The organism is Pantoea sp. ICBG 985, assembly GCF_002928365.1.
In the GTDB taxonomy this organism is placed as follows: Bacteria; Pseudomonadota; Gammaproteobacteria; order Enterobacterales; family Enterobacteriaceae; genus Pantoea; species Pantoea dispersa.
Map to the genome: position 1 here is coordinate 534,470 of NZ_POWM01000004.1, position 11,599 is coordinate 546,068.

The window sequence follows — 11,599 nt, forward strand, 5'->3', positions numbered from 1 at the left end:
ATATGCTTGTTGTTTGTTACTTTGTGAACCGTGGTTCAGAAAAACTGCGTAAAAATTTGCGCACGATAACGGACCAATTGTACACAATCATCCCTGCTACGCACTAACAACCTGAAGCACCGCATTACGCGCTAATTCTGGCGCGTCACTGTCTAACCAGTGGACGTCGGGCCAGCCACGTAACCAGGTCATCTGGCGTTTAGCGAGCTGCCGGGTGGCGCAAATTCCCCGATAAACCATTTCGTCGTAATCGATTTCGCCAGACAGATAAGACCACATCTGACGGTAACCAACACAGCGAATGGAAGGCATGTCCGTATGCAAATCACCTCGTGCAAACAGTGCCCGAGCCTCCGCTTCAAAACCTGACGCTAACATCTGGTCGTAACGCAACGCGATGCGCTGGTGTAACAGTTCGCGGCTCGCCGGAGCGATAGCAAACTGGTACACATCGTAGGGTAACGCTTCACCGGCCGTTTTTGTCAGTTCCGTTAAAGTTTTACCCGAAATAAAAAAAACTTCCAGTGCTCGCGAAAGTCTCTGCGGATCATTCGGATGAATACGACTACCGGCGACCGGATCGATTTCACACAGCTGGCGGTGCAGGGCTTCCCAGCCTTTTTCCGCCGCCATTTGCTCTATTCGCTGACGCACTTCCGGATCGGCCGAGGGCAGCGGCGACAATCCTTCCAGCAACGCTTTGAAGTAAAGCATGGTTCCACCAACAAGCAGCGGAATCTTACCTTTTTGGGTAATCTCCGCCATTTCTGCCAGCGCATCGCGACGAAACTCAGCAGCGGAATAGCTCTCCGCCGGGTCGCGAATGTCCAGCAAGCGATGGGGTGCCTGCGCCAACTCCTGTGCCGACGGTTTCGCCGTGCCAATATCCATCCCGCGATAGATTAAGGCAGAGTCAACGCTAATAAGTTCCACCGGAAGTTGCTGACGCAGCGCAATGGCTAATGCCGTCTTACCGGAGGCGGTCGGTCCCATCAAAAAAATTGCCTTTGGCCGGCTAGCCTGGTTCAGTTCACTCATGCTTCAACGCGTTTAGCGCGCTCTCAATCTCAAGGGTCTGTAACAGACCTGAAGGCGGCGATTTCAGCAGATGCGGGCAGAGCCGTTCGAGCTCTGCCAGCAGCGTGATCGCCTGCGAGTGATTCCAGTGAGGTTCTGCCGCATCGTCGCGTCGCGCCAGCCACTGGGCCAGTGCGGAAGCAGAAACCTCTTGCTGCCGGGCGAGATAGCCTAACAGGTCTGGAATCAAGATTTGTAAATTTTGTGTTCGTAACGGTAAAGGGACAGCGCGCAGCGTCACATGCTGTCCTTCCCGTTGTAAATCAATGCCCATCTGGCTTAACAGCGCCGCCTGGGCAGCAATCACGCTTAACTCTTCGTGAGCGATTTTCAGCCGTACCGGGATCAGCAGCGGCTGCGGTTTGAGCCCCTCATCGCCGGGTTGCAGCTGGGCCTGTTTGAGCCAGCGCGCCGCTACGCTTAATGACAGCAGCTGCAAGGTCTCCCCGCGCTCCAGCAGCGCATAGCGCTCGCGCACCACGCTGAGCACCCGGCCAAAACTTTGCATATGGGCGGCCAGCGGCGCTTCACGCGCGGGTGCCGGGCGTGGCGCGGGCGCGGGTTCAGCGGCCGGTACGCGTGGCGTCTCCGCCGCCGGTGTTTTTATCAGCTGCTGATAAACCGCCCCTTCACGCGCGCGATAGCCCGGCTCTTTCGGCTGCCACTGGCCGCCCGTGCCGCCGGATGCCGCACTGCCACCGCTGCGCGCGCCGGTTGCCGGCTGAGCAAAGTGATTTGTCCCGGCGGCCTGGCGGTTTTCCGGCTGCCACTGCGGCGGCGGCTCTTCGGCATGGGCCAGCGGCAATTCGGCGCTGCGACTGGCCTGCAGCACGCTCATCACACCCTGCCAGATAAAGTCATGTACCAGCCGCGACTGATGAAAACGCACCTCGTGCTTGGCGGGATGCACGTTGACATCCACCTGGTGCGGGTCAATCTCCAGATACAGCACATAGGCTGGCTGCTGATCCTCACCGAGCTGGGTTTGATAGGCCTGGCGGATGGCGTGATTAATCAGCTTGTCGCGCATCATGCGACCGTTAACGTAGCAGTATTGCAGGTCGGTAACCTGACGCGACCCCGCCGGATCGGCCACCCAGCCGCGCAGCGCCAGATCGTCGTGCTGCCAGTCAATGCGCAGCGCGTGCTGCATGAAAGGTGTCCCGCAGATGGCGCCAAGACGCCGCTCGCGCTGCGCCTCCTGCGTCACGCCGCGATACTGACGCACCAGCTTGCCGTTGTGCGTCAGCGAAATGGCAACGTCGAAACGCGCCAGCGCAATGCGGCGAATCACCTCATCAATATGGGTGAACTCGGTCTTTTCGGTGCGCATGAATTTACGGCGGGCAGGCGTGTTGTAGAACAGATCGAGCACTTCCAGCGAGGTTCCCACCGGGTGGGCGGCGGGTTTGACCGTCACCGCCATATCGCGCCCTTCGGCATAGGCCTGCCAGGCTTCCTGCTGATCGGCGGTGCGCGACGTCAGCGTCAGGCGCGACACCGAGCTGATACTCGCCAGCGCTTCGCCGCGAAAGCCGAGGCTGACAATCGCCTCCAGATCATCCAGCGAGGCAATTTTGCTGGTGGCGTGGCGGGCCAGCGCCATCGCCAGTTCATCTCTGGCAATGCCGCAGCCGTTGTCGCGGATGCGGATCAGCTTTGCACCGCCTTTCTCAATATCGACCTCAATGCGTGTCGCTCCGGCATCAAGGCTGTTTTCCACCAGCTCTTTTACGACCGAGGCCGGGCGCTCAACCACTTCGCCAGCGGCAATCTGGTTCGCCAGCTGAGGCGGTAAAATCTGTATTGGCATGGTGGTGATCCTTATCAGGTATGGGCTGCGCGCAGCCCCTCATCAGGATTGTGGAATCTTTAAATTTTGCCCCAGCATCACGTTGCTCGACTTCATGTTATTCGCCTGCATGATGGCTTTCGGGCTGACGCCGTACTTCGCGGCAATCGCCGTCAGCGAATCACCGCGCACCACTTTGTGCCGCGCCGGACGGCTGGCCGCGCTGCTGACGACGGAACCGGCCGGCACTTTCAGCCGCTGGCCGACCCACACCACATCGCGCTTCAGGTTATTCAGCTCGCGCAGCGTCGCCATGCTGACCCCGTATCGCGCGGCAATGCCGGACAGCGTCTCGCCGCGCGTCACGGTATGGCGCTGGGTAGCACCGGTATACTGCACGGTGCCGGTCGCCGGGTTGCTGGCGACGCTAACCGCTGGTGCGCGATCCAGCGGCCGGTTTTCCTCCTTTGGGACCGATTGCAGCGGATGCGCGAGGAAATAGTTACGCAGTCCTTTGTAAATCGACTGGGCAATCTTTTCCTGATACGCGCTGCTGCCAAGCAGCCGCTCCTCCCCGGCGTTACTGATAAAGCCGGTTTCAACCAGTAAAGAAGGGATGTCCGGCGAACGCAGCACGCCGAGGCTGGCATGTTCCGGCAGACGTTTGTGCAACGGCGTTACGCCGCGCAGCTGCTGCAGTACTTTGACCGCCACGTCATAGCCGACGCGCTGTGAATGGCCAAACTGCAGATCCAGCACCGCCTGGCTCAGGTAAGGATCGGCCTGGCTGTTCGCCAGCAGATCGCCCGCGCCGCCCAGCAGCTCAGACTGTTTCTCTTTCTGCTCCAGCCAGTTAGCCATTTCGCTGTTGGCGCGACGGTTGGACAGCACCCAAACCGAAGCCCCGGTGGCAGAGTGATTCGGTGCGGCGTCGGCGTGAATCGATACCAGCAGGTTAGCGTTCTCTTTACGCGCCACCTCGGAACGGCCCATCACCGAAATAAAGTAGTCGCCGTTACGCGTCAGCACCGGTTTAAACATCGGGTCCTGATCCATCAGCGCCTTGAGCTTCCGCGCGATGGCGATGGTGACATTCTTTTCATGTAAGCCGTGCTGGCCCGACGCGCCAGGATCCTGACCGCCGTGACCGGCATCAATCGCCACGATCACCGCATCATTACGGCTGACAGCACCGCCCGGACGCACCGTGGTGTTGCTGCTGGTCACCGCCGTCACCGGATTGGCGTTGAACGGATTGCCCTCGCTGGTTGTGGCGCTGTCGCTCTGGCGCGCACGCGTCACCGGTGCCGCCGCGGTGCTGCGTCTGGCTGGCTGGGTGCCGCTGATGGTGAAGACCACGCGGTACTGATTGCCGTCGCGCTGCGTACTGGCGCGCGTTTTTGCCGCCTGAGTCAGCTCAAACACCAGCCGGATGCTCTGCTTATCCTTCGGCTGGCTATTACGAATCCGTTTAACGATGTTTTCGCCGCTAAAGTTGAGCGGCAGCCCCTGAATATTGCCGCTCTGGCGAATATCCAGCACTACCCGGTTCGGGTTGTGTAGCGGAAAGAAGCCATACACCGGCTGGCCGTTGAAGCTCAGGGTCACCGTCGCCTGGCTGTCGCCGTTATCGACTTTGATATCCGATAGTGTCGCGGCCAGCGCCGACGAGGAGAACAGACACAGCAGGGCGAGCATCATCCCGGTAACGCGTGACATCATGCCGGTTCCCTGCCCTGCTGAAACTGCTGCAGCAGCGTGTTGCCGAGCGGCGAATGCGCGCTGATTTCCGCTGCGCGCGCGCTGGCGACGTAGCTTAGCGTCAGTGCCAGATCTGGCTCTGGCAGCACACCCGCGCCCTGCTGCGGCCACTCAACCAGACACAGCGCGTCGCCGCTGAAGTAGTCACGGATGCCCATAAACTCCAGCTCTTCCGGGTCGGCGAGGCGATAGAGATCGAAATGGTACAGGCTGCGGTCGCCCAGCTGATAGGGCTCAACCAGCGTATAGGTTGGACTTTTGACGTTGCCCTGATGGCCAAGCGCCTGCAAAAAGCCGCGGCTGAAGGTGGTTTTACCGGCACCCAGATCGCCATACAGATAGATCACCACCGCGCTGCTGCAAACGCGGGCCAGTTGCGCACCCAGATTCAGGGTTGCCGCCTCATCGGGCAAAGGAATAACACAGGTCTTCATGCTTTATTGTTGGATCATCTCTGGATTAACAAACTGCCACAGCAGTGCGAACAGATCAGTGGCTAACATGCCGCGCGTCCCGCGCTGTCGCGCCACCGCATCCGCCGCGGCACCGTGCGCGACACAGCCCGCACAGGCGGCGTCAAACAGGGTGGCCTGCTGGCCCAGCAGGGCGGCGATAATACCGCTCAGCACATCGCCCATACCGCCGGACGCCATGCCTGCATTGCCGACATCCGCAATCGCCATGTCGCCCGTCGCGCTGGCAATTACCGTACCGGCACCTTTCAGCACCACCACGCCGCCGTAGCGGTTTGCCAGGGTCTGCGCGGCGTGTAAGCGGTCACTCTCAATCTCTGCGGTTTTCACCCCGAGCAGGCGTGCTGCCTCGCCGGGATGCGGCGTAATGATGCGATTCTGACGGTTATCTGCATTGATTGCCAGCAGGTTAAGCGCATCAGCATCCCAAAGCATCGGCTTTTCACTCAGTGCCACCTTTTTCAGTGCCTTCTGAGCCCATTCACGCTGGCCAAGACCGGGGCCGATGGCGATGACATCCGCCCACGCCAGCGCGTCGTCCAGCCGCGCGTCGCTCAGGGCATCCACCATCAGCTCCGGTCGTGCGCTGAGAATCGGACCAATATTATCTTCATGCGTTAACACCCGCACAAGCCCGGCACCGCTGCGCTGCGCCGCTTCGCCGGTCATGCGGATCGCGCCGGCCGTGCCGCTGTCGCCGCCGACCACCAGCAAACGGCCGTGATCGCCTTTGTGCGAGGTGGCTTTACGCGGCTTCAGCCAGCGCGGTAAATCCGCTGCCGCGTAGCGATGAATCGGCGCCGGCTCGCCAGCCAGAAACGCGTCCAGACCAAGAGTCGCGCAATGCAGCACGCCGACGTGGTCACGCGCTTTGCCGGTTAGCTGACCGGGCTTCAGCGCAATCATACTTAACGTACAGTCCGCCACGACCGCCGCCCCTGGCGTGGTGCCGGTCGCCGCCACCAGCCCGGAAGGGATATCGACGGCAAACACCGGCGCGGCGTGCGCATTGATCTGTTCGATTAGCGACTGATAAGGCGCGGCAGGCGCGCGATTCAGCCCGGTGCCCAGCAGCGCATCAACAATCACGTCGATGTGTTCCGGCCAGGCAGCGTCGGCGGCATGAATCACGCCGCCAGCCGCCAGCCAGCCGTCGCGCGCCTGCTGTGCTTCTTCCGGCAGCGGACGTTCGCTGTCACAGGCCAGCAGCGTCACGCTCAGCCCGGCGGCCTGCGCCAGCCGCGCCACCACGTAGCCATCGCCGCCGTTATTACCGTGGCCGCATAAAATCAGCCAGTGCTGCGCCTGCGGCCACTGCTGGCGAATCCGTTCATAACTGGCCTGCCCGGCGCGTTGCATCAGTTCATACAGCGTCAGTCCCAGGCTATCGGCGGCGTCGCACTCCAGTTGCGGCATGGCCTGCGCAGGCCAGACAGAGTGTGGTAAACTGCGTGCGTTTGCTTCAATTGCCTGGTCTCTCATGTCATACCCTCTCGATCTTCAACAGCTCGCTCAACAGATTAAACAGTGGGGGCGCGAACTCGGCTTTCAGCAGGTGGGGATTTGCGATACCGACCTGAGCGCCGAAGAGCCGAAACTGCAGCAGTGGCTGGAGAAACAGTATCACGGCGAGATGGACTGGATGGCGCGTCACGGCATGATGCGCGCCCGTCCGCATGAACTGCTGCCCGGCACGCTGCGCGTGATCAGCGTGCGCATGAACTATCTTCCGGCCAAAGCCGCGTTTGCCAGCACGTTAAAAAACCCACAGCTGGGTTATGTCAGCCGCTACGCGCTGGGCCGCGATTACCACAAAGTATTGCGCAATCGACTGAAAAAGCTCGGAGAAAAAATCCAGGCCCACTGCGGCGAACTCAATTTTCGTCCGTTTGTCGACTCTGCGCCGATTCTGGAGCGGCCGATTGCCGTCAAAGCCGGACTCGGCTGGACCGGCAAACATTCGCTGGTGCTTAATCGCGAAGCCGGCTCGTGGTTTTTCCTCGGCGAACTGCTGATTGATCTACCGCTGCCGGTGGATGAGCCGCAGCAAGAGCAGTGCGGCCGCTGCGTCGCCTGCATGACCATCTGCCCGACCGGCGCCATCGTCGAACCTTATGTCGTCGATGCGCGCCGCTGCATCTCCTATCTCACCATTGAACTGGAAGGCGCCATTCCCGAAGCGCTGCGTCCGCTGATCGGCAACCGCATTTACGGCTGTGACGACTGCCAGCTGATCTGTCCGTGGAACCGCTATGGTCAGCTGACCGATGAAGAGGATTTTTCGCCGCGCGCTGTGCTGCACGCGCCGCAGCTGGTCGAACTGTTCGGCTGGGATGAAGCCCGTTTTTTGCGCGTCACGGAAGGCTCTGCCATTCGCCGCATCGGCCATCTGCGCTGGCTGCGTAACGTAGCGGTGGCGCTGGGTAATGCGCCCTGGGCACCCGAGAATCTTACGGCATTAGAACAGCGGCGCGGTGAACATCCGCTGCTGGATGAGCACATTGACTGGGCGATAGCGCAGCAGCGGCAAAAGCGCGCGGCGCAGGCGATAGAGGTGCAATCGGCACAGCAGCAGCGGCTGGTGCGCGCCGTCGAGAAAGGGTTACCGCGTGATGCATGATTGAGCAATCGCGCAGGATATTATGCTTTTCCACATGCTGTGAATAAAATTATTTCCCCGAATAGTGACGTGGATCGTTATTTCGTCTAAAAGGGGCATTCACAGTCTGAAATATCATTTACCCAATAAAAAACATAAGGTTAGATAATTACTGTAAACATTTACGTCGGGTTTTGCGCGCAGGGGCTTGTCCAGAGCTTGTGGATAACTCTGTTCAAAACGGTTTTGCAGATAGGGTAAAACGCCGTCAGCACGTTGCGGGCGCATTGTGGATAACCTGTAAGATTACTGCAACAGACGCAGACATCTCAGGCACTCACGCAGCGTGCAAAATTTCCAGATAACAAACGGAACCGCACAGGTAAAACGACTGCAGCAGTTGTATGTCTGATTGTGCCCGGGGGCAAATAACTTTAGTGAATATGAAAATCTGGAGCGGGAAACGAGACTCGAACTCGCGACCCCGACCTTGGCAAGGTCGTGCTCTACCAACTGAGCTATTCCCGCATAATCTTCGTATTTTAGTCTGCCACGGCGTTGGCTGCCTTCGCTCACCCAGGTTACTTACTCGTGTAAGCTCCCAGGGATTCGCTCAGTTGCCGCCTTGTTGCAAACTCAAATACTCGATTATGTACCGGCATTCTTAAGTCACAACAACCGCAAAAAGACTAAATCCGTGATTTGGATGGCGTACTGCAACAGAGACTGGAGCGGGAAACGAGACTCGAACTCGCGACCCCGACCTTGGCAAGGTCGTGCTCTACCAACTGAGCTATTCCCGCATAATCGTCGTCTTTCATTGCGCTGCGGCTTTAACGGCCTGGACGCAGTTGAAATCCTTAATTCTGATGCATTACTTTTTACTGCACGTTCTGGAGCGGGAAACGAGACTCGAACTCGCGACCCCGACCTTGGCAAGGTCGTGCTCTACCAACTGAGCTATTCCCGCATCATTGTCTTTCAATCTGCTGCGGCGTTGACCGCCTTAGCGCAACTGAACTACCTGATTCAGAACATTTGTTACTTTTACTGCTCCGTACCTGTTGTAAATTCTTCACCGGTACGGGGTGCGCATTATACGAGAATTCCTTCCCGCCGCAAGCGTTGCAAAGCAAAATTTTGCGCTTTGCGCGCGTTTGCTGTTTTAATCGGCAAACTGCTGCTTTCCTGCGCACCCGCGTTGATTTACAGCTGCAGGAAGTGCTCGCGGTAGTAGGCCAGCTCGGCAATGGACTCACGAATGTCGTCCAGCGCCTGATGCGTACCGGCTTTTTTAAAGCCTGGCAGAATCTCTGGCTTCCAGCGGCGCGCCAGCTCTTTCAGCGTGCTGACATCCAGATAGCGGTAGTGGAAATAGGCTTCCAGCTCTGGCATGTACTTAAACAGGAAGCGGCGATCCTGGCCAATGCTGTTGCCGCAAATCGGCGAGGTGTTGGCCGGAACCCACTGCTGCAGAAACGCAATCGTCGCCTGCTCCGCCGCACGATCGTCATGCTGGCTGGCCTTTACGCGCGCAACCAGCCCGCTATTGGTGTGGGTGCGCACGTTCCAGTCATCCATCAGCGCCAGCTGCGCATCGGACTGATGCACCGCCAGTACCGGACCTTCGGCCAGAATGTTGAGGTTGGCGTCCGTTACAATGGTGGCGATCTCAATAATGCGATCGCGCTCCGGATCCAGTCCGGTCATTTCCAGGTCGATCCAAATCAGATTGTTTTCATTTCCCGCTGTCATGCGTTTCCCGCCTGTTGCCAAAGTCGTCATTAGCCTGAATTAAGGTGTATCATAGACGTTTTGCCCAGCGGGGCGAAGCCTGGCGAAAGCGTGAGAGGATGCGTGAGCAAAAATAAATTGTCGAAGGGTCAACAACGTCGCGTCAGCGCCAACCATCAGCGTCGTCTGCAGCAACGGAACGAAAAGCCGGAACCGGACGACAGCCTGTTTGGTGAAGCCTCTGAGGGCGTAGTGATCAGCCGCTTTGGCATGCACGCGGATGTGGAAGACAGCGACGGCGAGGTGCATCGCTGTAATATCCGCCGCACCATTCGCTCGCTGGTCACCGGCGACCGCGTGGTGTGGCGCGCCGCCGGCGAAAACGGTGGCAAAGGTATTGTTGAAGCCGTGCACCCGCGCCAGACGGTGCTGACGCGCCCGGACTTCTATGACGGCGTGAAACCGATCGCCGCTAACATTGATCAGATCATTATTGTGTCGGCGATCCTGCCAGAGCTGTCGCTGAACATTATCGATCGCTATCTGGTGGCCAGCGAAACGCTCGGCGTGGAGCCGCTGCTGGTACTGAATAAAACCGATCTGCTGGATGACGACGCGCGGGCGTTTGTCGATGAGCAGATGGATATCTATCGCCACATTGGCTATCGCGTACTGATGGTGTCGAGCCGCGCCAAAGATGGACTGAAGGATCTGGAAGCGGCGCTCACCGGCCGGGTCAGCATTTTTGCCGGCCAGTCGGGCGTGGGTAAATCCAGCCTGCTGAACAACCTGCTCGGCCTCGACCTGGCAGGCGATGAGATCCTGACCAATGATGTATCGGATGTGTCCGGCCTCGGCCAGCACACCACCACCGCCTCACGGCTGTATCACTTCCCGCACGGCGGCGATGTCATCGATTCACCTGGCGTGCGCGAGTTCGGTTTGTGGCATCTGGAGCCGGAACAAATTACCCAGGGATTTGTCGAATTTCGTGAATTTCTCGGCGGTTGCAAGTTCCGTGACTGCAAGCACGACAACGACCCAGGCTGCGCCATCCGCGAAGCGGTGGAGAACGGGATCATCGACATTTCACGCTTCGATAACTACCACCGTATTCTGGAGAGCATGGCGCAGGTAAAAACGCGTAAAAACTTTTCCGCCAGCGAAGATTAACGGGTACAACGGCACATTCGCCAACTGACCGGGGCGCTGCTACAATCCGCCCCCTTTTGTGTAAACCAAACGTTATTAAGCCAGGAGGCAACGGTGTTTGATCGTTTTAAACTCGGCCTGAATCACATTCTGCCTAAAAAAGCGCTGACCGAACTCGCCGGTTGGGGCGCCAGCCGCCGCGCGGGCTGGCTGACCAAAGCGGTCATCGACATTTTTGTCTGGTTCTACAAAGTGGATATGGCGGAAGCCAGCAAGCCGCATACCGGCAGCTACCGCACCTTTAATGACTTCTTTGTACGCCCGTTAAAAGAGGGTGCACGCCCTATCGATCCGGACGCTTCGCTGCTGGCCTTGCCAGCCGATGGCGCCATCAGCCAGCTGGGCCGTATTGCTGGCGATCAGATCTTCCAGGCCAAAGGCCACACTTACTCGCTGCAGGCGTTGCTGGCCGGCAATGACGATCTGGCGGAAAAATTTGTCGACGGTGAGTTCGTTACCACTTACCTCGCGCCGCGCGACTACCACCGCGTGCACATGCCGTGTAACGGCATCCTGCGCGAAATGATCTACGTGCCGGGCGATCTCTACTCGGTTAACCCGCTGACCGCGCGCAACATCCCGAACCTGTTTGCCCGTAATGAACGCGTGATCTGCGTATTTGATACCGATCACGGCCCGATGGTGCAGATCCTCGTGGGCGCCACCATTGTCGGCAGCATCGAAACCGTCTGGGCCGGCACCGTGACGCCGCCGCGCGAAGGGGTGATCAAACGCTGGCGCTACCCATCGGCCGATCATGATGGCGCGGTCGTGCTGCTGAAAGGTCAGGAGATGGGCCGCTTTAAGCTGGGCTCGACGGTGATCAACCTGTTCGCGCCGAACCGCGTCAAGCTGGCTGAAAGCCTTGAAGCCGAAAGCAAAACCCGCCTGGGTCAGCCGCTGGCTATCGCCCTGCCGCAGCCCGGCGACAGCGCTCCGCTCATCGACTAA

9 protein-coding genes and 3 tRNA genes are annotated in these 11,599 nt (G+C 59.1%); 3 read left to right on the forward strand and 9 right to left on the reverse strand.

Translation table 11 applies throughout. The features are described from left to right. Positions 1-96: 96 nt before the first annotated feature. Genes miaA through nnr form a run of 5 tightly spaced genes read right to left on the reverse strand, consistent with a single transcriptional unit; the run spans position 97 to position 6,585 of the window. Entirely contained in the window at positions 97-1,038 is a 942-nt protein-coding gene (gene miaA, locus C1Y42_RS15095) for a tRNA (adenosine(37)-N6)-dimethylallyltransferase MiaA (RefSeq protein ID WP_031280158.1), read from the reverse strand. Continuing rightward, the gene (gene mutL / locus C1Y42_RS15100) at positions 1,031-2,890 is read right to left on the reverse strand and encodes a DNA mismatch repair endonuclease MutL (RefSeq protein ID WP_104093866.1); all 1,860 of its coding nucleotides are present in this window, start codon (positions 2,888-2,890) and stop codon (positions 1,031-1,033) included. The genes miaA and mutL overlap by 8 nt, the downstream gene beginning before the upstream one ends. A 42-nt stretch (positions 2,891-2,932) precedes the next feature. Further along, a complete protein-coding gene (gene amiB / locus C1Y42_RS15105) occupies positions 2,933-4,588 on the reverse strand; it encodes an N-acetylmuramoyl-L-alanine amidase AmiB (protein ID WP_370445709.1) in 1,656 nt (551 codons plus the stop codon). Then, the gene (gene tsaE, locus C1Y42_RS15110) at positions 4,588-5,064 is read right to left on the reverse strand and encodes a tRNA (adenosine(37)-N6)-threonylcarbamoyltransferase complex ATPase subunit type 1 TsaE (protein WP_058771343.1); all 477 of its coding nucleotides are present in this window, start codon (positions 5,062-5,064) and stop codon (positions 4,588-4,590) included. Before tsaE ends, amiB begins: the two co-directional genes overlap by 1 nt. Before the next feature lie 3 nt (positions 5,065-5,067). Then, positions 5,068-6,585, reverse strand: a complete 1,518-nt coding sequence (gene nnr, locus C1Y42_RS15115) for a bifunctional ADP-dependent NAD(P)H-hydrate dehydratase/NAD(P)H-hydrate epimerase (RefSeq protein ID WP_104093868.1) — start codon at positions 6,583-6,585, stop codon at positions 5,068-5,070. Here nnr and queG point away from each other — a divergent pair. Beyond that, a complete protein-coding gene (queG, locus tag C1Y42_RS15120; protein WP_104093869.1) occupies positions 6,584-7,723 on the forward strand; it encodes a tRNA epoxyqueuosine(34) reductase QueG in 1,140 nt (379 codons plus the stop codon). The genes nnr and queG overlap by 2 nt on opposite strands. A 431-nt stretch (positions 7,724-8,154) precedes the next feature. On the opposite strand, the gene C1Y42_RS15125 is transcribed toward queG, so the two are convergent. The 4 genes from C1Y42_RS15125 to orn all read right to left on the reverse strand — a co-directional run bounded on the left by C1Y42_RS15125 (position 8,155) and on the right by orn (position 9,457). Next, a tRNA-Gly gene (locus C1Y42_RS15125) sits at positions 8,155-8,230 on the reverse strand. A gap of 199 nt (positions 8,231-8,429) precedes the next feature. Beyond that, a tRNA-Gly gene (locus C1Y42_RS15130) sits at positions 8,430-8,505 on the reverse strand. Between the two features lie 91 nt (positions 8,506-8,596). Next, a tRNA-Gly gene (locus C1Y42_RS15135) sits at positions 8,597-8,672 on the reverse strand. A 236-nt stretch (positions 8,673-8,908) separates the two neighbouring features. Further along, the gene (gene orn, locus C1Y42_RS15140; protein ID WP_021508132.1) at positions 8,909-9,457 is read right to left on the reverse strand and encodes an oligoribonuclease; all 549 of its coding nucleotides are present in this window, start codon (positions 9,455-9,457) and stop codon (positions 8,909-8,911) included. Between the two features lie 102 nt (positions 9,458-9,559). Here orn and rsgA point away from each other — a divergent pair, with 102 nt between their 5' ends. Both rsgA and asd read left to right on the forward strand, forming a co-directional pair. Continuing rightward, entirely contained in the window at positions 9,560-10,609 is a 1,050-nt protein-coding gene (rsgA, locus tag C1Y42_RS15145; protein WP_104093870.1) for a small ribosomal subunit biogenesis GTPase RsgA, read from the forward strand. A 93-nt stretch (positions 10,610-10,702) separates the two neighbouring features. Further along, positions 10,703-11,599 (forward strand): archaetidylserine decarboxylase, encoded by an 897-nt coding sequence (gene asd, locus C1Y42_RS15150; protein ID WP_021508134.1) that lies wholly within the window; start codon positions 10,703-10,705, stop codon positions 11,597-11,599.